Origin of the sequence: Algicola sagamiensis DSM 14643 (genome assembly GCF_000374485.1) — a bacterium.
Lineage (GTDB): Bacteria > Pseudomonadota > Gammaproteobacteria > Enterobacterales > Alteromonadaceae > Algicola > Algicola sagamiensis.
This window is the reverse complement of record NZ_KB894491.1, coordinates 453773-475961: the sequence shown is the minus strand read 5'-3', so window position 1 is coordinate 475961 and position 22189 is coordinate 453773. Positions and strand designations below refer to the sequence as shown.

Genomic DNA, 22189 nt, shown 5'->3' with positions numbered 1-22189 from the left:
TTGAAGTAGGGACACCTAGTTTGGTGGCTGGGATTAATAGCATGGAAATATGATAGAAAAGAATGTCCCTTGGTTGGTTACACAGTGAAGTGGTATCACTATTTGTAAATCATTCATTACAAATGAAAAAATATTAGCAGCTCTTTATTCGTAATTCGAAACCTTGTACCAATAATCGAAAATATTCATTTTCCTGTAATACTTAGGTGCCCCACCTTTCAAATATTGACACGAGAGGGAGTTACCTATGCGATGGTTTGCTTATGCTGGCTTCATGCTAATGGTTGGAGTTTTGTTTTTTATTCAATCATCCCGATATTTTACTTTTTTCAGTGAAAAGGTTGAGATAAATACACACGAACTTTCCATGGAATTGAAAGAAAGAGAAAAAAAGAAAACAACCTCTGACCATCAAAACCATTGGTATTTTGCAGAAGCATGGCTTGAAGAAAACGAACAAGGCGATCCTATAATCCAACAGATTCTGCAACCGCTCTTAGAGGAAAAAGCAGGTGATCGGTATCGGATCCGGCCGCACCAAACTGGGATCCATTTGCGTTCAGACTCTTTCCGAATTGATGGGCCGCCTTCTCTATTACAGGATATAAAAGATGAAGAAAGTGTGTATGTTCAGTGGTCGAATACACTGACAGAGCAGGATAAATCTGCTCTAGAAGCCCAAGGATATCAATTTTTGGACTATCTCGGTGATCAAACTTGGGTGATACAAAAAGGTCAGGCCGCCCTATCGAGTGCTTTATTCAATAAGGTCGCAAAAGTAGGAAAGATCTTACCGCGGGATAAGTTTTCTCTCGCGCTGTTAAAAGGGCAAGTTCGCTCACGTGCTGTGACGGATTCAGAGTTTTCTCAATTCAATGACATTGATTTATCCATTGTTGCATATCGTCAAAGTGATCTGGGACAACTCAAAATACAATTATCTTTCCTTGGTGGTCAGGAGATTTCACAAGGGATTGCATTGGATGAATTGCGTGTTTCACTACCCATTCAACAATTAGCCGCTGTGGGTCAGTTAAAGACTGTCCAGTATATTCAGCCTGCGATTCAAGAATTTACGCATTCTGGGGTTGATGCAAACCGAGTAATCAAACAACCAGAAGTGGGGCCAGAGAGTGTATTCGGGTTAACTGGAGAAGGTGTTGGTGTTGGTGTGTGGGATGGTGGGCCTGCTTTTGTCGTACATCCAGATTTTGATACATCGAAGGTCAAACTGAACGATGAATTTCCTCCCGATCGTGAGCCGGGTTGGCATGCCACCGTTGTTGCTGGCGCAATTGCGGGTCAAGGTGTTATTAATCCTAAAGCGATAGGCGTGGCACCAGATGTATCACTTTGGTCATATAGTTTGCCATCACGTGCGGATGAGTTGATTGAGGAAACCGAAGAAAAAGGGATAAGCCTGAGTAATCATTCATACAGTGCGATGGTGCATGGTAACGGGGCTTCCTATTATAACAGCCTAGCAAGGGCGCATGATCAGGCGAATATAGAGACTGGGGATCAACATTTATCCATTGTTGCTGCCGGTAACCATCAAGCGAGAACATTAACGCATTACAAAGGATATTTTACTGCCAGTGGTGGATCTCAGGCTAAAAATGGGTTGAGTATTGGTGCTGTGACGCCTCGAGGAGGTGATTATCATGTCACTTATTATAGTGGCTTTGGTCCGGGCGCAAATGGAGCAATCAAGCCAGACCTTGTTGCTCCTACGAATGTGTTAGCGCCAGATAGTGCTGGTGGTTATAGCCGAGCTGGTGGAACCTCGCTGGCCACACCTGTAGCTACTGGTGCTATAGCACTTGTTCGACAATTTTTAAATCAGCAATCATTACCTACAGATGCGACATTCATCAAAGCCTTGCTGATACACAATGCAAGAGACTTAGGCGATCCAGGCCCGGATTATCAAACAGGATGGGGGCTGGTTGACTTGCAGCAGACCATGCAGTTTATTGAGGCTTCAAATAATCAGCCGAAGGTGAAGCATCAAACATTCGCTGAAGTCGATGATATTCTGGCTTTCGAGTTTTTCACAGGGGGGGAACCAATGAAACTGACGCTGACTTGGCCTGATCCACCGCCAGCACCAAATTTAGAACATGTGCGTATCCATCACCTCGATTTGAGAGTTGCTTCCCCTTCAGGAGAGGTGTTTCTCCCTTGGCGGCGTTATTCACAAGCACCTTCAGCACCCACCACACGAGGTGAGAACCAAGCCGACACAGTTTTACAAGTTGCATTGAATGAAGCACCTGCTGGGGTGTGGCGAGTGTTTGTTTCTGCAAAAGATATAGCGGTGGAGCAACCCTATCATTTACTGTCTTCCCATGCGCTGGAAGGAATTCATGTCGATGAAATCCCACAGACGCCGAATGATGATCAACAGATTGAAGGCGACTCAGATCACAACCAACTGACTGGAGGTGTCGGGAATGATGTGTTGGTTGGACATGCAGGAGATGACGTTATCAATGGTGGAGAAGGCAATGATCGGCTCATTGGTGGTTTAGGAAATGATGTGCTTGATGGTGGTTTAGGGCATGATGAATATATCTTTCAACCCGGTGATGGTCAGGATACGATTGCACTCGCACATCAATTCCAGTTCTTTGATAATCAGTTGACTTTGGGACCAGGCATCCATTTGGATGACATATCCATTGAGACAGACTTTCATGATTTGGTTATTCAGTTTCAAAGTCGTGATGATCAGATCCGGATTAAAAATTGGGCGAATAATGCCTACTCTGGGAAATATCCTATTTACCGCTTTTCAATTGATAGCAATGTACTCTCACCAAAAGAATTTTTAACACCGTTTGCCCCGATTCAGGTCATCGGTAGCCCAGATGATGATAAGTTATACCCGTTTACAGCGAGTGGTGATCATTTACTTGAAGGGCGGGAAGGAGACGATCACATCATTGGAAGTACTGGGACGGATTTTCTGTTTGGGCAGTCAGGAGATGATCGCATCTACAGCAGTGGTTATCGGACGCAGGTGATCAGTGGGGTCGGTGATGATAAGGTGACAATCACAGGTCGAAACTGCGCTGTGTATACAGGGGAAGGGAATGATTTTGTGCAGATGGCCAATGGATTTGGTGTACAACAGGTGATCCCAGGAGAAGGAGATGATGTGTTATCATCTGTGCGGCCTTACGAATATGAATATCAAACTGGTGATGGGGCTGATATTCACTGGTTTCGGCGCTGGTGGCCCTGGTCGAAAATTACGCGTGCGACAATCCGGTTGAAACATATTCTTCTAAAAAATATCAGTATTAGTGCCGGTTTTAGCAGCCAATATGTCCCGTATGAAAGGCGCAAGTTTCCGTTCGTCAAGCTCGACTTGCCAAATGAAGATGAGATCGTCTTGCTTAACCGCTATAAAAAAACGCCTTCGCTTCCTCTGTTTGAAGTCCCAATGGATCTGCTGACCCAGTTTATCTTCCACATCGATGATGGCCGTATGATCCTTGGGGAAGATCTCCAGAGTCAGATTGAGCTTTCGAAACAGCAAACCATTCTTAAAGGAACGGATAGTGCTGACATCATTCAAGGAACAGAGACAGAAGATATTCTTCAAGGATTGAATGGTCGAGACGATTTGATAGCTGGCAGTGGTGATGATCTTGTTTATGCTGGGGCAGGCTTTGACAATGTTGTGGGGGAATCTGGAAATGACCATATTTATGGTGGTTCCGGTGCTGATTTTCTGAGTGGGGATTCAGGAAATGATGCTTTATTCGGTGGAGAAGGTAACGACCGGATCTGGGGAGGAAGTGGCCATGATCGGCTTTTGGGAGAGGCAGGGAGTGATACCCTGACGGATTACAACGGTGGGGATGATCATTTGGCTGGTGGTCCAGGTCATGATCACTTAAATGGCGGTGATGGGAATGATACCTATTTTGTGGATATTTTCTCAGAAACGGAGCGGATCCATGATAGTGGTGGAATGAATAGTGATCAAGATGTGCTTCAGTTTGGAACAGGCCTGAAGCGTCATCATCTTATCGCAGAAAAATTACAGGATGGTTCTGCTGTCATCCGTATCAAAGGGCTCGATGTGAAGGTCTATATTCAGCATGCATTCGAGTCCAGGTACAAAATTGAATGGGTCAGTTTTGCAGATGGTGAAAAGGTACTTTTTGAAGCCTTGTTTTCACACTAACTTAATCTAGCTTTGCCTCGTAGCCTGAGTCGATCAAAAGGTCTGATTGCTCTGCTGCGAGGCGAGCGATTTCATCACAGCGTTCGTTTTCGGGGTGGCCTGCATGCCCTTTGACCCATTCCCAGCTGACTTGATGATTTTGACAGAGGGTGTCGAGCTGTTTCCAGAGGTCGACATTCTTCACGGGGGTTTTGGATGCGGTTTTCCAGTTTTTGCGCTTCCAGCCTTCAATCCACTCCATCATGCCTTGCTTGACATATTTGCTGTCAGTTGTGACTGTAACAATGCAGGTTTCTTTTAAAGCTTGTAATCCAACAATGACGGCAAGAAGCTCCATTCGATTATTTGTGGTTAACTGATAACCAGCTGATAGCTCCTTGATATGTTGTTTATATTTTAAAACGACACCATATCCGCCTGGTCCGGGGTTCCCTAAACAAGAACCATCCGTAAATAATTGAATTTCTTTAAGCATAAACATCTAAGCGTTTTTTAAAATATCGCAGTATAATACCAACCGTTTTTTTAAATTGCACCTTCGTCATGAGCAGAGAGTTCGAATAGACATGAGACAGATTGTACTGGATACAGAGACCACGGGATTCGATCCGAAACAAGGCCACCGTATGGTTGAAGTCGGTTGTGTGGAGATGATCGATCGGAAATTCACCGGAAATAATTTTCATGTCTATATTGATCCCGAGCGTTATGTCGATGACGAAGTTATTGGTGTTCACGGGATCACCAACGAATTTTTGGTGGGGAAGCCAAAGTTTCGAGATGTGGCAGCGGAGTTCTTCGAGTATATGCAAGGTGCTGAGCTTGTGATTCACAACGCAGCGTTCGACGTCGGCTTTATCGAGCACGAATTCAAGTTGCTTTACGGGACTTGGGGACCAATTACTGAATATTGCCAAGTTTTGGACACCCTCATGATGGCGCGAAAAATGCATCCAGGTCAGAAGAATACATTGGATGCGTTGTGTCGTCGCTACGGGATTGATAACAGCCATCGAACACTCCATGGCGCATTACTGGATTCCGAGATTCTTGCTGATGTCTATCTGAGAATGACAGGTGGCCAATTTAAAATGAACTGGCAATCCAAAGCGACAGAGCATGCCTCAGATGGGCAAGATGTTGGCGTTCAACGTTATTCTGGGGCAATTGATCAAATCCCTGTCATCAAAGCGACGGAAGATGAGCTATCCTCCCATGAGGAACGCTTGGAATTGGTACTCGATAAAGGTGGTGCATGCCTATGGAGAAATTGATCAGAATTTTTGGAATAGCCGGTTTGGTCGTTTTGCTAACGATGAATGTTGCGTTTGGCCAAACAAAAGGAAAATCTGAAGACGATGTGATCAAATCACTCCCCTCAATTAATCAAATTCCACTATTAGATAATCGCTTTCGTATTGATTTTCACGTCGATGAAATCACATTGCTTTTCTTCCGGAAAGAAGGAACTCCTGCGGTTGTTCTTGTGCAGCCAGATGGGAGTAAGTTGTATGCACTGGATGATATTCGTCCTGAGATCAGTTGGTTTGATGAGCAAACTTATGATCTCATTACCATCAAAAACCCTATGAAAGGGCCATGGCAGGCTGTAGGTAGTATCATTAACAAGAGTAAAATTCTTGTCGTCACAAATCTTGAGCTTCATGTTGATCCACTTCCGGATATATTGATCGCTGGCGAAACCATCAAACTGACCGCGTATATTACGAATAATGGCAAGAAAATCGATGAACCGAATTTCCGAGATGTCGTATCCATGGTCGTGGACTTTACGAGTACAAATAAAAAAGGCATGGACAACTTTGGGATTGGTCGCGTTGAAGTCGCTGAATTTTTCGATGATGGCATGGGATTTGATGAGTTTCCTCAGGATGGCATGTTTACCGGGGAATTTAAGCTTTCATTTTCTGCTGGGGAATGGACGCCGAAGTATCATTTGATCACCCCGTTATATAGCCGAGTGATGGAGCAAGATCCTATTTTACTGCATCGGGTACCATTTCAAATTCAAGAGGCTTTAGGAGAAGGAGATAACCCACATCAGGTGACCATCAAGCACATTGGTGATCTCGTGAAACAGGACACCGTTCTTTTTCAAGGAAAGTTATATTTCCCAAGTGGCGAGATCCAGCGTATTGCATTGACAGAAAAGGCACCAGGACCGAAAGTATTCGATGTGATGAGTGATGAACCAGGTGAATACCGTATTGAGCTAAGCGCATTTGGGGAGAACAAAAATGGGCGTGAGTTTATGATCGATATCCCTGAGTATCGTTTTCGCGTTGATCCACCTGCTCTAACAAGCGTACCGACGATTACAACGGGTGAGGCGGCAACGATTGGGGCGGATGGTGCAGAAATTGCCGCTGATGTAATGGAAGCTGGAGAAAAGGCAACGGCAGAAGAAGGCGCATCTCCTGCTGAAGAAGAGAAAAAGTCTTTTCCTTGGGGTCTGGTGATCGTAATCAACCTTGTGATTATGATCGTTGGTGGCATCTTGATTTGGTTTTTCTTATTCCGCAAGCCGGGGGAGAAAAAAGCATCTCCACCGAAGAAAGGTAAAAAAGAAAAGAAAGCCGTCGCTGAAGAGAAAAAAGAAGCAAAAAAAGAAGAACCTAAAGATGAAAAAAACAGCAGCTCTGATGACATTTTAGACCTTTCGATGCCAGATGAGTAGAAAAGGGCTAAAAACGCAAAAAAGTGTTGACTCTATCGTGTGGGATACGTATTATCAGCGCCGCACTGACGAGCAATATAGCGAATCGGTGGTTTGTATGCGAAAGCAGTTTTTGACTGTGGAGCGGTAGTTCAGTTGGTTAGAATACCGGCCTGTCACGCCGGGGGTCGCGGGTTCGAGTCCCGTCCGCTCCGCCAATACAAACATATTATCCTCACGCTGGAGCGGTAGTTCAGTTGGTTAGAATACCGGCCTGTCACGCCGGGGGTCGCGGGTTCGAGTCCCGTCCGCTCCGCCACTAGAGGATAATACAATTTAAAGATGCTTTTGGAGTGGTAGTTCAGTTGGTTAGAATACCGGCCTGTCACGCCGGGGGTCGCGGGTTCGAGTCCCGTCCGCTCCGCCATTCATCATAAGCCCAAAAGTATCTCAAGAATTCTACGGAGTGGTAGTTCAGTTGGTTAGAATACCGGCCTGTCACGCCGGGGGTCGCGGGTTCGAGTCCCGTCCACTCCGCCATTTACTCAGATGGCAGTTTGTAGAATTCAACGATTCCGGAGCGGTAGTTCAGTTGGTTAGAATACCGGCCTGTCACGCCGGGGGTCGCGGGTTCGAGTCCCGTCCGCTCCGCCATTTCTTTTGATATTATTTTCACGTTCAGCATTCTAGAATAATTCCATGGAATCAGTGACTTGTCCAAGCGATGAATATCACTCAAGAAATCATTCAAGAAGAATATGCTCTTGCCCTCGCAGATTGCGCAGCATGTATCCCTCTATCCCGTTGGAAAATCAAACCTAAAGTTCTCAAACTTACGAAAAGAAAACGTGTCTATGGGATGGCGACCATCCACGGCGAAGTCTTGATAAATGAAGCTTTTATTGGGACGACAGCTATCAATCAACTCAGAAAAACGATCCGTCATGAATTGGCACATCTCACCGTTGGCCTCCATCATCGACATAACCATGTTTTTCAACAGTGTGCAAAACGTTATGGTGCTCGCGACGCTGTAGCGACAGAAGAAACTTTGTCATTTCAAGCGAACCAAACTTTTAAGTGGCAACTCATGGCTCATCTAGAAAATGGTGAAGTCCGAGATCTTGGTGGGCGTCATCGTCGGAGTAAACGTTATACTCATTACCCACAAAAGTATGAACGCTTTTTATTAGATAAATCTGTAATTGCGCGGTTTGAGTATATTGAGAATTCATAGCGCTTTGGTTCCAAAATTGGCTTATCGAGTCGTGATTGGGACAAGGAACGTCGATTGCCTTTCTTCAATTCAGAGCAAAACTTCTCGCATCCTATTGGATAAGTTATCGTTTTACAGCATTGCTTTCTCAATATTTGCTGACAATAAATCTGCATAAACAGTCAAAAGGTTGTTTTTGTTACTTGCTAACTTTATGTTTTATTTAGCTTTGTTTATTTTATGATAAAAAAGTTTTATTTATAAGTTGACAGGATATGTCAAAAAGACATATTATGTCGTCAGTTGTCATGATATGTCATTCTTTTTCAGGATGTCGTTGCTATCAGGAGAAGACTTATGAACAATACTTATGCATCAATTCAAAGTTTACAAAATCAGCGTCGAGCTTTGGGCAATGGCGGAATGCTTGAATATCAAAAGCCATCATTGTTTAGCTTTTCTGGGCGTTTAGGAAGGATCCGTTATATTGTTTATAGCTTGATTGCCCAGTTAATTGTTTCCATCTTTGGGTTATTGATGGGATTTGACGAGGAATCAATACAGCAAGCAAATATGGCGAGTCTGAATAAAGGACTATTTGTTTTAGCATTTGTGTCGTTTATTTGGTATCTCTCGATTACTGTACAACGCATGCATGACTTTAATATGAGTGGTATGTATATCATCCCTGCGGTGATCCTTAGTATCGTGATGCTATTTATTTCACCAGTCATCGCATTCTTAATGGTGATACTGTCAAGCTTAGCTTTGCTTGCATGGCCTGGAACTCGTTCAACGAATGATTATGGTGCGCCAACTTATAATAATCAATGGTATCACTATGTTGTGTATGTTGTGTTCTTTATCGTGCCAATCTTGATTGCGATTGTCACCGGTGGCGCAATGATTGCTGGCTGGCTATAAAATTTATCAAACCGTAACCTGGGCCCACTTCGGTGGGCTTTTTTTTTGTCTGTACTTTGAATTACAATATTATTTCAGTAACATAAGTGAGCGTCATATAGCTGCTTAGGCTCAAAATAATATCCATCATGAAGCGATCTGTCTTTGCCATCACTATTATTCTATTGATTGTGATATCAGCCATCACAATCCGATACATTGCGGAAGAGGACTTGAAACAAAATAAAGGACTTGCGACGCCTCAACAACCTGTACCAATCTCTAAAATTCTTGAGGCTTACCGTTCAACAATTTTTGAAGAGTGCTATCGTTACGTTTCTGAAACCCCTGATGGGGTATTTGCAGATGTACAAAAGTGCTATGAAAAAATGCAGAAAGTACATGACTATTGTTCGGATTTAGGTTTTCAGGATGCTCCGGAAAAGCTGAAGTCATATGCGGAGTCACGTCCGTATTCAGATACCTATTGGAAATGCACTGCTTCTAGAGCAGCCCCGCTTGATATATAACGACGGCTGGGTGGCTTGTAGTGAAATATGGCCTGTGAGTGACCACACCTTTGTCACTACGATAAGGATTCACTTTTATGCATGCAACAATAAGGGACCATTCTGGCTGATATCAAGAGGAATTACTTGCCCTGAATACAAACTGTAAGGACATGCTCTTCCTGAGCAAAACCTGAAGGTGAATAGAAAAAAAGCTTGAACAAATGTTCAAGCTTTGAAGAATAGAATGGGACTGTTTCACCCGAAAAGAAACCGTGTTCACGGCTTCCGATGAATGCAAACAGGTTTTAAATGGATATCGGATCTGGTAATTCTGTTACAAAGCCATCATTATCCACGGAGAAAGTCCATCGCTTCTTATTGAGTTCCAGACTTGTAATGTGTCCTTTATCATTTCGGCCAATTTTGATATCGAAGCGGCGTAAATCATCTTTGCTAATCATCAAATAAGCTGGCGCACTATCTGTATTCAAGCTGAAATAATCAATGAAGAGTAGTATCTGGTTGATATTCTCTTTATACCCAGCATCCCAGCGATCCTTGGAAAGCTCAAGCATCTTCTCGGTGCTTGAATAGTACATGTTCGCTAGGCTCGCGAAAGCTTCATGTGGTGCTTCGATAAAGTATCTCACGTTATCATTTCTTAAGAACTGGTAGTTTCTTTCTTTCCCTTGGTTTTGGAAGTAGTTCTCCCAGTCACCTTTCCAGTTCTCATTCTCTCCTGCCCAATAGCCAAGTGTCTTGAAATGAGATTGCGTCTTTGGTTTATCCCAACCTTGAGTACCAGAGTGAAAGAAAACATCAGGGCCTGCAGCGCGTTCAATTAAACGATATTTTCGTTCAAACAAATCGACCCTTGCAGTTTGTGTCTTGTCTGGGTGATCGAGTGATCGGTGGTTCATCTCATGAGCAACGACTTGAAGAAATTGCGGCGCATTGTGTTTTTGCTTCGCACTTCTTGGGAAAGCATTTTCCATCGTTGTGAGGGGTGCATTGAATATATTGACACCACCACGACTTTCAAGATTGAAATCGTTTGGTCCCATATAATCACGGCTGGTAATAATTTTTACATGATACAGCGCTTTTGGTGTATTTTCATAAACCCAATACAATCCATTCAGTTGCGCATCAGTCGATTTTTTATTGTCGATATAAAGGATGCCAAAGTCCACAAGCATATCCCTATAGCGCCCTTCCAAGCCAATGATTTCAGCAGCTTGTTCACGATTTTCCTGGGTTTTATCTCCCAGTGTATCGATCAGGTTGATCCAAATTTGTGCACTTAACCAATCCAAGTGTTTCTGACTGCTGGCGGAATCTTTAGTACCACTATCGAGAGTCTGGTGCTTAAAAATATGTGGGTACTGAGATGTGATCAATGCTTTATACCAATCTACAAGTGCTGCGCGCTCTTCTATTGATAAAGCGTTTAATGCCAGGTTACGTAACTGATGAAGTGGGTTGAGTAACTGTTTTCGCTTGCTCTCAGTATCTAATGACATGGAGAGTGTGCTCATGTTTGTTCTAAGAAACTGCTCAACTTCTTGCTTAAATTGCGTGGTGCCTTTCCCATACGCGATGAGTACATCACCATTTTGACTGCCAGTGATCAAATCAGCGACTTGGTCTCCATTGATATCTGCAATATCTGGTGTTGTATTGTCACCATAGCTCTGTCGCATATCAACTTTCTGACCGGTTTTGTAAACGCTTATACTTGTTTCAGTGAATGTATTTTGGGTCTCACAGTATTTACGACCTGTGTTTTTTAATAGTTTCAAATGTGCCCAGTTATTGCCAATGAGCAGATCCTGTCTTTGGTCATTGTTGACATCAAGAACTCTAGGGATATGGTTGTAGGCGTAGTTCTTATCTGATAATGCAACGGCATCTTCAAAGATTGGGTGTGTTTGACTGCCAGTATTTGTGTAGAGTTTCAAAGGACCATCAAATCCGCCAGCAATAATATCTGGTCGTTGATCGCCGTTCCAATCCGCGATATCAAACCTTGCACCATTGCTTCTGTCCAATGTCAACTTGCCACTTGGAGAGCTCAATAATGATGCTGGTCCAAAAGCAGGTTGAGTTAAGGTTCCAATATTATTGAAAAGGGAAAGTTGTGCACCTGAGTGTGCAACAATCAAATCACGGCGTCCATCCCCATTCATGTCAACGTAAGCAACACCTGTAGGGCCTGACTTTGCAACATCAATGATTTCTACAGGAGCTGCCCACTCGGGTCCTGACTTTGACCCTGTATTTTGGATCAATTTTACTTTACCGTTCACGGCCACCAAAATATCCTGATCCTGATCATTATCCCAATCAATAAAACGTGTTCGAGTTGCACTTGAATAATTGATGGTTTGCCCTTGCGCAACTAATGATTGAATATCATGAAATTCAAAGGTGAAAGAACTATCGATTTTGTTTGATGAATCAGGCGTGGCATTGAGGTTACAACTGGTTTCTAATGTATCACCTTCCGTTCCAACTGATGTATCTGGAGTTGTATCTGAACCACCAGTAGAAACACCAGATGAACTTGTATTGGTCCCTGATTGTTTTGTTGATTGAGAATTATCTTTTGATTCGTTACTGCAACCTGTTGCAATGACAAGCGGAAGCGAAAGTAATAATAGCTTTAAAGACTGATTCAAAACATCTCTCCTATACAACAAGAAGTCAGTTGGTTATAAAATGACCATAAAAAAGTTTGAGAATTATACTTCAATGTAAAATAAATGTATACATTTAGTTTTATTTTGTGTTTTGGTTCATGTGTTCCCGTTCTCATATTCCCATTCAGGCAATTTGAATACTTTTGTACTGCATAGATAGGAGAGGCGATCCTTGTCTATTAGACATAGGACGTTGCTGATAGCAAATATTTGCGAAACAGCGCCTAAACATTGCTTCTGTGCAGGAGCTTCGGTATCTTCATGGGTTAAATCTAGAAGAAGTATTGGAGAGATATGTGGCTGTTTTAATGAACCGAATTGCGCTCGGTGTAAGTACGACTCTCGCATCATTTTCAGCATGGAGTGATGTTGATTATCAATTAACGATCCAAGATCCTGCTCATCACATGGCAAATGTAGTTGTCGCATTTCCTAAAACTAAGCAGAAACATCTGGATGTGAAATTACCGGCTTGGCGTACAGGACGATATGAGATTTTGGAGCTAGCGAATGGTGTTCGTCACTTCAAAGCGACGAATGCGAAAGGCGCGCCGCTTCGCTTTGAAAAAGTAGAAAAAAGCACTTGGCGTGTCTACCTTGAGCAACCAACGCAAGTCAATCTGCAATATGACGTGTATGCGAATCAATTAGGCAAACGAACGCGGCATATTGATGACAGCCATGCATTTATCGATGCTTCTGGTTATTTCATGTATACGGATGCTTACCGTCAGGAGCCTGTAAACGTCAACCTAACTGTCCCACAGGGGTGGAATAGCGTCTCCGGTATGGATTCTGGTAAAAAAGCACATAGCTTTGTTGCAGATAATTATGATGTGTTGGTTGATTCGCCGATAGAAACTGGGGTGAATGAACACCATCATTTTGAAGTTGACGGCCGTCAGTATGAGTTGGTGATCTGGGGGAAAGGTAACTATGACAGCAATCAAATGGTTGAAGACCTGAAGAAGTTGGTCGCGCAAGGCAGTGCAATCTGGAGTGATTACCCTTTCCAACGTTATGTCTTTATGGTTCATGCAACCAGTGGAGCAAGAGGAGCTACAGAGCATCTAAACTCGACCATTATTCAAAAGTCTCGTTATAGTTTTGCACCGAGAAAGAACTATTTAAGCTTCTTGAGCACGGCCTCACACGAATTTGTACATACTTGGAATGTCAAAGCTTACCGCCCCGAAGGCTTAACTCCTTACGATTACATTAACCCGAACTACACGAAGCTTCTGTGGATTTCCGAAGGTTCAACAAGCTACTTTCAGAACCAGCTACTGCTTCGTGCGGGACTTATGAAGCCGAAAGAGTTCTTCGAAGATTTGGCGAAGCGTATTCAGCGCCATCAGCATACACCTGGGCGTGAAGTGATGTCTGCTGCTGAGTCTAGCTTTGATAGCTGGATTGATCATGGTGGTGATTTTGGACGCAACTACAGTGTCAATATTTATTCCGAAGGCTTTTTAGTGTCATGGCAATTAGATACACAATTGCTTTCTCAAACCAAGCTGCAAAAGAGTTATCGTGATTTACATGATGCACTATATCAGAAACATCGTTTACCAAAAGGTTTTACAGAAGATGATGTCAAAGAAGAGCTAAAGCTGATTAGTGGTCAGGATTACACTGCATGGTGGAAAAATTATGTTGAATCTCCAGCAACGTTTGATTTTGAGAAGATGCTAGCTTTGGCGGGTCTCGAAATGGGTTATCCAAAGAAAACGAAAGAAATCGCGGATTTTGGTATCAAGACTAAGTCAAAAGAAGGGTTGGAGGAAGTGATCCATGTTGAGCGTGATAAAACCGCTTGGATTGCTGGACTCGCCGCTGGGGACACTTTAGTTGCCATTGATGGCATGCGGATTAAAGCAGGTGATTTGAAAAAACGTCTGAAAGAAATGAAACCTGGCCAAGCATTTCTGCTTTCTTTCTTCCGTCGCGATGAGCTGATGACAAAGAAAGTCGTTGCTGGGCAGGGCTATGATAAAAAGTTGGAAGTGAAAACGATTGAGTCACCAACTGACCAGCAGAAAGCATTTTATAAGTCATGGTTGGGTGTAGACTATCCTGCAAAGAAAGAAAAATAACCATAAAACATACAGAAAGCCCGCAAATAAGCGGGCTTTTTTCTTCCTATTCTGATTGAGCTTCCGAACTGTCACAATGCAACGTGAGACATGTCTTACATCTTTGTAGTCTATTGGTATTTTTTATGTGGAAATTAACCCTAATATTTTTTTAAGTAATTGATTTAATTAAATTTAATTCGTTTTTATTCTTTTTCGGTACAAAACTTTTTTGTTTTCGCATCTCCTATGCATTACTACAGCTCCCTATAATGCACATCAAAGGAAAGGGAAAAGGATGTGCTTCGGGATTGAAGCGGTAAAAGGAAGTTTGGAATCGGGATACCAGGAAGGGAATAGGAATTGGCGTAGGAGATCTTCAAGGCTGAAGAAAACAAGGATGCTGAGGAAAATCGTATCTAGGGAAAATCAGGAAAGGGAAGAGGATGTGCTTCGGGATTGAAGCGGTAAAAGGAAGTGTGGAATCGGGATACCAGGAAGGGAATAGGAATTGGCGTAGGAGATCTTCAAGGCTGAAGTAAAACAAGGATGCTGAGGAAAATCGTATCTAGGGAAAATCAGGAAAGGGAAAAGGATGTGCTTCGGGATTGAAGCGGTAAAAGGAAGTTTGGAATCGGGATACCAGGAAGGGAATAGGAATTGGCGTATGAGATCTTCAAGGCTGAAGAAAACAAGGATGCTGAGGAAAATCGTATCTAGGGAAAATCAGGAAAGGGAAAAGGATGTGCTTCGGGATTGAAGCGGTAAAAGGAAGTTTGGAATCGGGATACCAGGAAGGGAATAGGAATTAGAGTAGGAGATCTTCAAGGCTGAAGTAAAACAAGGATGCTGAGGAAAATCGTATCTAGGGAAAATCAGGAAAGGGAAAAGGATGTGCTTCGGGATTGAAGCGGTAAAAGGAAGTTTGGTTACGGGTGCTCAAGGAGGAGTGGGAGTAGTGAAAGAGAATGGATATATTCTTTTTTGATAGGATGTTGTGTTAGGACACAGGGAACACAAGGATGCGGGACAAGGAGTCTTTATTGATATGAGCGCAGCATGGCAGTGATGCTGCGTTTTTCTTTTCTACTTTGATATTTTCTATCCACATAGATAAAATCGCCTCACGTTACCTTCAAGTCGTTGACATTCATGGACAACCAATTCGAAATTCTCAGTGATGCACAACTTCCGAGCAACCCATCGTATGAGCAAGCTTGTGTATTTGTTGATCATAAAGAGACACAAGATTGGCTTCCTGTTCTTCAGCGTATATTGAGAGTGCATGATTGGGAGTACCAATCTGTAAAAGTGCTGCGTGATGGTGCAAATATCGTTGCAGATATTGATGGAAAGTTTGTATTAAAAATTGTTCCACCGAACTGGAACGAGCAGGGATTGAAAGAGATAGAATGCCTATCTTTTTTGCGGAATAGCTCTGGGAAAATCCCAACACCAGCGCTTTTATTTTTTGGTGAACTAAATCAATGGACTTACATATGTATGACGCAACTGGAAGGTGAAGGGCTGTGGGATATTTGGTCAGAACTCAATGAGGAAGAACAATGTCAACTTGCTTACCAGACGGGTCAATTTGCCCAGTCTCTCCATCAGACCTCGATCACGAAAACATTTTCTTTCGAGCAAGATTGGCATACTTTTTTAGCGCAGCAGCGCCAGGGGTGTTATGCCAACAGGAAGCGACAGGGACTCAAAGAAAACCTGCTGGAACAAATCCCTTCTTTTATCGAAAAATACACGGGAGAAAGTCCGGAAAGTAAATACTATCTGATGCATACAGATCTTCATCCTGGGAATTTAATGGGACGTCGAACATCTCAAGGGTGGGAGTTATCTGGGGTTATCGACTTTGGTGATGCGGTGATGGGTGCGGATATAAGGTTTGATTTTGCGACATCAGGGATCTTCATGGCACTTGGCAATGCATCCGTCTTTCGTGCATTTTTAGCGGGCTATGGGTTTACAGTTCTGAACCATCGAGATTTTCAGTACCACCTCATGGCACTTTCCTTACTGCGACATACAGGCGAGTTAAACTTTCTTCTTTCCCATGTCCCCGGGTGTGATCAACTTGGAACATGGGAAGACATTGCACAAGTATTCTTTCCACTGGACTAAATCATGATTGATATAACGCAGTATAAAGGGCTTCCCTATCAGATGGCGGTTTTTCATGAGGTGGTGAAGCATGGCTCTTTTACAAAGGCAGCCGATGCCCTAGGCCATACGAAATCGGGTGTGAGTACATATGTCTCTCAATTAGAGCAATCGCTTGGTGTTCGTTTGCTGGTTCGGAGTACGCGGAAGCTCCAGTTGACACAAACAGGGCAACAGTTTGCATTACGCTGTGAAGCATTGTTGAATTTGCTCAATGTGACCGTAGAAGAAGTCCATCAAGACGCACTCCAGCCTCAGGGACGTTTTGCGGTGACGGCACCACTTGGGTTAGATGAGGTATTGATCACGCCACAGTTGTCGATACTTTGTGAACACTTTCCGAAGCTATTACCTGAAGTGACGTTGACTGATCAACGCCTTGACTTATTGGAGCACCACTTGGATTTGGCAATTACGGTTGGGGGTTTAAAAGACAGTAATTACAATGCAATTCAGCTTGGGTACTTAGAATCAATCTGGGTAATATCTCCAGGGTTGTTAGCAAAGCAACCGATTGTGGATAGAGAGTCGATCGCAAACATTCGCTTGATCACTTTGCCATGGCAAATCGAACAGTTTAAAAAAGAGTCACCTGAGAGCGAACAAATTTTGATAAACGCGGTCCCAAGTAGCATTAGTTTTGCAAAGGCTGGACTCGGTATGCTTTGTGTTCCTTCCATTTTTGTTCGAGAGGCGATTCAGGAAGGGAAGCTTTGCCAGGTTCTTCAAACAGAAAAACCGTTACAGGCCAATGTTTATGCGGTGCATGCTTATCAGAAGCATTTACCACCGTTCATGCGTCTGTTTGTTGATTTATTGAAAGCCAAGCTATCTTCCTGATTGAATTTAATTCACACTAAATAAGTGTTTTTGTCATTACAAAACGCTTTTGGTTAACAATTTTGTTACTGTGTGATACATTCAGGCCTGGTTTCTCGACTCATGTTGAGTTTCATTGGTGACGATGTCACCATCGTAGGATCGATTTTGTGAGAGGTTCATGTGAAAAAGTTATTGATTTCGTCCATGGTTTTGTTGGCGACGACAGCTTGCCAGTCCAGCGCTGATAATGTTGTTCAGGAAGTGGCAGATGCGATTGCAATGAATGACTATCGTCTTTACCAGGAGCCCGTTCGTGGGGAGCCTATTCCAGGGTTGGATTATAAACTATGGGACAAGGCTCGTGCGCTTTGTGGTGTGAAAATCATTCAGGATATTACTGACTTTGTGCAAAATGATCAGGATATGCAGGATCGTATTCAGCGTGTGAAGCATGCAGAAGAATACAACAAACTGATGTATAAAGCTTGCACAGATACGCGCTCGAAATAAGCATCCCAACTTGAGTGGGGGCCTATTGCTCCCACTGCTCCTTCATTTGATGATGATACACATATCTCAATTTATCCTTCTTTTTCAGTAACTCAAAGAAAAACAGAGTGTTATCTATTTACAGAAGTGAAGTTTTTCAAAAGTGACATATACTTTCTAGAGATTTGAGAGATGAACGCTTTTGGAGTTCTTTATGAGCTTACCACTTCTGAGTAATCAAATATCCATCAGGAAGCTTTTCAAAGCATCATGGGTAGCGATTGCATGTACAACATTGGCTGCACCTGTTCTTGCAGACACTTACCATATGACAAGCCTTGAGTGGCCACCGTACTCTGGTGCAAAGCTTGATAATCAAGGTGCATCAATTGCTGTTGCCAAGGCTGCATTTAAGGCAATGGGACATGATTTAGTTGTTGAATTCTTTCCTTGGTCGCGCTCTGTAAAAATGGCGCAGAAAGATGGCTCGAAATATATCGGTTATTTTCCAGAGTATTTTTATGAAACAGAAGATTTTCACTTTTCAGAAGTCATGGGATCAGGACCGCTTGGGTTTGTTGAAGCGAAGAAAATGCCGATCAGCTGGGAAAAAGTTGCCGATATTAAGAATTATAAAATTGGCGTAGTTCAAGATTATGTGAATACAAAAGAATTAGATGACATGATCGCAAAAGGGGAAATTAAGGCAGAAGCGGTTGTTTCTGATGATAAGAATGTATTGAAAGTTGCCGGTGGCCGCCTTGATGCTGCTGTTATTGATAGTAATGTATTAGATTACTTAAAGCTAAACAGCAAACCAGTTCGCAGAGTGAGTAAAGATGTGCAAATGAATAAGAAATTATTGGTTGATAAAAAGCTCTACGTTGCGTTTAAAAATACCAAAGAGGGTAGAGCGGTTGCGAAGATATTCAATGAGGGATTGAAGAAGATTGATATCGACGCGATTATGAAAGAAAACATGAAAGAGTAAAGGTAAAAGGCAGGTGCCTTTTACCTTTTATGTTTTACTTCCAAGAAAGAAGAATCAGGACTGGATTATAAAATCCCACCAATTGACTGGATCAACCCTTTGATCAGTAATGGTTCAGCATCTTGATACTCCAGATTTGCTTGATTTGCAGTCGACACTATCCTTGTTTGATATTTTTTTCGGTCTGTTTTTTCTGTTGAATATTGTTTTACGGTGTTCGTCGTCCCAACATTCAAATCTGCCTGGCTGTCTTGTGTAACGATGACACCATTTTTTGCTTTTTCAGAGATCTGAATATCTGTGATCATTGTGTACAATGTGTCATCCACCATAGCATCAGTCATTACACCAATTGCTGCCCCAACAACAGCCGCTGCCACCTGACCTTTACCATCACCCACTTGTGAACCAATCGCACCACCAGCAATCGCACCACCAAACCCTCGAGAAACACTATCTTCAGAGTCTCTCAAATCGGTTTTACCAATTTTGAGAATATTTGCTTGAAGCCAGTAGTAAGCTTCTTCAGGATTATCTGTGATTCGATACCCTTGGGATTGAACCGATTCGATGACTTGTTGGCGGACACGAATGCCTGGCTTGTCAGATGTATTTCTGATTTGGACGAAGACAGTTCTTAATTCCGGGCGGACAGGGTCTAAGAAAATACTCTTTGACATTTTTGTCTGAACATCCAGTTCTCTTTTATCAACTGCCGTATGTAAAGCGGAACAGCCCTGAACGAAAGTAAGCCCAATAATCAGCGCTGGAAGTGTACGCCTTATATTTAACATAGATTTGCCTCATTACTTTTTCTGCGGCTTGGACAGTTCGAAATTATATGCCAGAAGTGCGAAGAACAAAATGTATTCTCGTTTTTAGAGTGTATTTCATAAAATTCGTTCAAATCGATTGTAAAATCAGCACTCAAACATTTTCTGATAAAAAATGCTTGCACTAGGTCAGCAAAATTCATATTATGCGCTCCGTCAACACGGCGCCGACTTAGCTCAGCTGGTAGAGCAACTGACTTGTAATCAGTAGGTCATCCGTTCGACTCGGATAGTCGGCACCATTGACGAAGCCCAGATAGCTCAGTCGGTAGAGCAGAGGATTGAAAATCCTCGTGTCGGTGGTTCGATTCCGCCTCTGGGCACCACAAATTCTAAAAAGCCGCTCCTTCGAGCGGCTTTTTGCTTTCTACACGTTATTCTTTTCAAATGATTTACTTTTCTGATTTCACAGGCACACTAAAATAGTGCTGATAAAACTGGTTCATCCATAACCCACTCGGATCGTATTTTTCTTTCATTTTTTTCCATTGCTGCCACTGTGGGTAGGCTTGGTAAAATTGAGATAAAGTTGGGTAACGTTGATATGTCAGGTAATAGGTCCCTTGATGTTTCAATGCACTTTGAACCAGCTGTTGTGTCCATTGACGTGCAGTATCTATAGCGGTTTTATCCAGGCTTTGATTCACATAAATGACTATGGCCAGCATCTCTTTGGTTGCATAAGGCAATAATGTCACTTCGTCTGCTTTGACATAACGAATGGTCATACTCAGCAGATTGACGTGGTGGTGCCTCAAAATTGTTCGCATATCATCAAGGTATGATGCGAATGCCTCAACGGGTACAAAGTATTCTTGCAAAATATCTGTATCTTTTAGACTGTTATAAGCAAGAAACTGGATTGGAGGGCGCATTGCATTATTCCTGGAAATAAACGAAGTTTTGCCAGCCGGATCGATAATCGATTTCTGAAGTGACCAACGCAGATGTTTACCAAGGTTACTTTGTCTTGAGAAGTGAAAAAATGTCCGATTTCGCTGAATATGTGACTCTTGATGGAGTGGATTTGTATATCGTTTTGCATCTGCGACAGTGTAATTGATCTGGAAGCAGTCATCTAAGAAGTGCTTACCCTGAACAAAAGAACATCGACCAAAGTGTAAACTCAGCCCTTTGGCTAAATCTTGTTTGAGCTGCTGCCAATATTCATCGTATTTCACAGCGTGAACAGTTTTTTTCAAGAGTACATTATCAGTGAGTGCAATCTTCGCTTCCAGAATGATCCCAAGTGCACCATAGCCCCCAATGATTGCGCGAAAGAGTTCTGAGTTTGTTGTACGACTCGCCTGAAGGATCCGACCATCGCTGAGCAGGACTTTGAGAGAAAGGATGGTATCAACCAGCGGACCATAACTGGGATCTCGACCATGGACATTTGCACTGATGGAGCCGCCAATGGAGAAAATATTTGAAGATTGCATGACCTTGACTGATAGTCCTAGCGGATTGATGACTTTTTGGATATGATCCCAAGTGACTCCACTTTGAACCTGAATGGTTTTGTCTTTGGCTGAGATATTCATGATTTGATTGAATGAACGCATATCCAGAACAACGCCATCAAGAGTTGCGATGTGTCCTCCCTGACTATGTTGCGTGCCAGAAATCGAAATTTGCTTTTTGTGCTGTCTGGCATATTCAATGGCGAGTAATAAGTCGGACTCTGTTTTGGCTTCAACAATTTTTGCGACTTTTGTTTGATTGAGTCGACTCACATCGTTCCAGGTTTCAGCGACAGCAAAATAGGTGTTGCTGAGAAGAAAAAGTATGATGCTGATATAAGGTATTTTCATTTGAAAACAACATGAAATGAATGCTTTCATCAAGAATACATGGGATTATGAGGATCACCAAGACATCAATAAACGCTAGTATGGATGAAAAAGGCGTGATTGGTACGGAAATGGAGTAACGACTAGGGAGGCTATATACGAGTCAGCCCATTAATGAGCTGACTGTTGGATCTTCGCGCGGATCACTTTTCGGTGGGCTTCCATGATGCTATCCATATCATAGACCTCAAAGTCTGCCAAAATTTTTGTGGCGTAGGACAGGACCTGATCCAAATCATAGCTTGAAGGCCGGATCTCAAGCCGCTTGGTTTCCGTTGCGATCACTTCCATCGCCAGTGGGATGACTTTTTGCTCAATTGGATCACTGTCCATCGCTTTATCAAATGGGTTTGGGCAGACAGATGGTCCAAATTTCAGCCATGACACGACTCGTTCTGGAAGAATGTCATATTTTGTTGGAATGTGGTTTAAGAAAAAAGTAACGATCTTGACCAAATTCGTATCTTTTGGTGGCTTATTTTTATTGATCCAGTCTCCAATTGACGGTTTGGAGTAGCCCCAAAGTTTATGGAGGTAGGCTGCTCGGCCATTTCCCAAGGGGACATCGATGTTGGACAAGTCGATCATTTCATTAAATCGCTTTGAAAACCCGGCATGAATATCCGTCACATCGAAAGTGGGTGATGCTTGGTATTCTTCATGTAACTTGCTGATAGAATCAATATTTTCCGCTGTGTTTTTCATTCATTTATCCAATCATATTTCATATAATCAAC

At 42.7% G+C, this 22189-nt stretch carries 16 protein-coding genes and 7 tRNA genes; 18 read left to right on the top strand and 5 right to left on the bottom strand.

Annotation, left to right across the window (positions count from 1 at the left end):
- Positions 1-367: 367 nt before the first annotated feature.
- Complete coding sequence (locus C505_RS0102120; RefSeq protein WP_169336990.1) at positions 368-4201, top strand: S8 family serine peptidase; 3834 nt, start codon at positions 368-370, stop codon at positions 4199-4201.
- Position 4202: 1 nt separating this feature from the next.
- Here the strand turns inward: C505_RS0102120 and rnhA are convergent, their stop codons facing one another.
- Positions 4203-4682 carry a ribonuclease HI gene (rnhA, locus tag C505_RS0102115; protein ID WP_018690944.1) on the bottom strand — a complete coding sequence of 160 codons (480 nt, stop codon included), beginning with the start codon at positions 4680-4682 and terminating at the stop codon, positions 4203-4205.
- An 85-nt stretch (positions 4683-4767) separates the two neighbouring features.
- Between rnhA and dnaQ the strand changes: the two genes are divergently transcribed.
- The 10 genes from dnaQ to C505_RS0102065 all read left to right on the top strand — a co-directional run bounded on the left by dnaQ (position 4768) and on the right by C505_RS0102065 (position 9527).
- Complete coding sequence (gene dnaQ, locus C505_RS0102110; RefSeq protein WP_018690943.1) at positions 4768-5475, top strand: DNA polymerase III subunit epsilon; 708 nt, start codon at positions 4768-4770, stop codon at positions 5473-5475.
- Positions 5463-6899 (top strand): TIGR03503 family protein, encoded by a 1437-nt coding sequence (locus C505_RS0102105; RefSeq protein WP_018690942.1) that lies wholly within the window; start codon positions 5463-5465, stop codon positions 6897-6899. Before dnaQ ends, C505_RS0102105 begins: the two co-directional genes overlap by 13 nt.
- 120 nt (positions 6900-7019) lie before the next feature.
- Positions 7020-7096: transfer RNA gene (locus C505_RS0102100), tRNA-Asp, on the top strand.
- A gap of 24 nt (positions 7097-7120) precedes the next feature.
- Positions 7121-7197, top strand: a tRNA-Asp gene (locus C505_RS0102095).
- A gap of 31 nt (positions 7198-7228) precedes the next feature.
- Positions 7229-7305: transfer RNA gene (locus C505_RS0102090), tRNA-Asp, on the top strand.
- 36 nt (positions 7306-7341) lie between these two features.
- Positions 7342-7418, top strand: a tRNA-Asp gene (locus C505_RS0102085).
- A 37-nt stretch (positions 7419-7455) separates the two neighbouring features.
- Positions 7456-7532: transfer RNA gene (locus C505_RS0102080), tRNA-Asp, on the top strand.
- A 70-nt stretch (positions 7533-7602) separates the two neighbouring features.
- On the top strand, positions 7603-8115 hold the full coding sequence (locus C505_RS0102075) for a hypothetical protein (protein ID WP_018690941.1): 513 nt from the start codon (positions 7603-7605) through the stop codon (positions 8113-8115).
- A gap of 336 nt (positions 8116-8451) precedes the next feature.
- Positions 8452-9018, top strand: a complete 567-nt coding sequence (locus C505_RS0102070) for a DUF805 domain-containing protein (RefSeq protein WP_018690940.1) — start codon at positions 8452-8454, stop codon at positions 9016-9018.
- 128 nt (positions 9019-9146) lie between these two features.
- Entirely contained in the window at positions 9147-9527 is a 381-nt protein-coding gene (locus tag C505_RS0102065) for a hypothetical protein (protein ID WP_018690939.1), read from the top strand.
- Positions 9528-9814: 287 nt separating this feature from the next.
- Here the strand turns inward: C505_RS0102065 and C505_RS0102060 are convergent, their stop codons facing one another.
- Complete coding sequence (locus C505_RS0102060; protein ID WP_018690938.1) at positions 9815-12190, bottom strand: FG-GAP repeat domain-containing protein; 2376 nt, start codon at positions 12188-12190, stop codon at positions 9815-9817.
- 329 nt (positions 12191-12519) lie between these two features.
- On the opposite strand from C505_RS0102060, the gene C505_RS0102055 reads away from it, so the two are divergent.
- The 5 genes from C505_RS0102055 (at position 12520) to C505_RS0102020 (ending at position 18766) form a co-directional block, all read left to right on the top strand.
- Positions 12520-14307 carry a M61 family metallopeptidase gene (locus tag C505_RS0102055; protein ID WP_018690937.1) on the top strand — a complete coding sequence of 596 codons (1788 nt, stop codon included), beginning with the start codon at positions 12520-12522 and terminating at the stop codon, positions 14305-14307.
- A 1131-nt stretch (positions 14308-15438) separates the two neighbouring features.
- Positions 15439-16425 (top strand): phosphotransferase family protein, encoded by a 987-nt coding sequence (locus tag C505_RS0102035; protein ID WP_018690933.1) that lies wholly within the window; start codon positions 15439-15441, stop codon positions 16423-16425.
- A 3-nt stretch (positions 16426-16428) separates the two neighbouring features.
- A complete protein-coding gene (locus tag C505_RS0102030; protein WP_026317671.1) occupies positions 16429-17304 on the top strand; it encodes a LysR family transcriptional regulator in 876 nt (291 codons plus the stop codon).
- Between the two features lie 162 nt (positions 17305-17466).
- Positions 17467-17796, top strand: a complete 330-nt coding sequence (locus tag C505_RS0102025) for a hypothetical protein (RefSeq protein WP_157368736.1) — start codon at positions 17467-17469, stop codon at positions 17794-17796.
- A 193-nt stretch (positions 17797-17989) separates the two neighbouring features.
- On the top strand, positions 17990-18766 hold the full coding sequence (locus C505_RS0102020) for a substrate-binding periplasmic protein (RefSeq protein ID WP_018690930.1): 777 nt from the start codon (positions 17990-17992) through the stop codon (positions 18764-18766).
- A 65-nt stretch (positions 18767-18831) separates the two neighbouring features.
- Here the strand turns inward: C505_RS0102020 and C505_RS0102015 are convergent, their stop codons facing one another.
- Entirely contained in the window at positions 18832-19560 is a 729-nt protein-coding gene (locus C505_RS0102015; protein WP_018690929.1) for a complement resistance protein TraT, read from the bottom strand.
- A 205-nt stretch (positions 19561-19765) separates the two neighbouring features.
- Between C505_RS0102015 and C505_RS0102010 the strand changes: the two genes are divergently transcribed.
- A tRNA-Thr gene (locus C505_RS0102010) sits at positions 19766-19841 on the top strand.
- Between the two features lie 8 nt (positions 19842-19849).
- Positions 19850-19925, top strand: a tRNA-Phe gene (locus C505_RS0102005).
- A gap of 66 nt (positions 19926-19991) precedes the next feature.
- Here C505_RS0102005 and C505_RS0102000 read toward each other — a convergent pair.
- Both C505_RS0102000 and C505_RS0101995 read right to left on the bottom strand, forming a co-directional pair.
- Entirely contained in the window at positions 19992-21413 is a 1422-nt protein-coding gene (locus C505_RS0102000; protein WP_018690928.1) for an FAD-binding oxidoreductase, read from the bottom strand.
- A gap of 150 nt (positions 21414-21563) precedes the next feature.
- The gene (locus C505_RS0101995; RefSeq protein WP_018690927.1) at positions 21564-22157 is read right to left on the bottom strand and encodes a hypothetical protein; all 594 of its coding nucleotides are present in this window, start codon (positions 22155-22157) and stop codon (positions 21564-21566) included.
- Positions 22158-22189 lie beyond the last annotated feature (32 nt).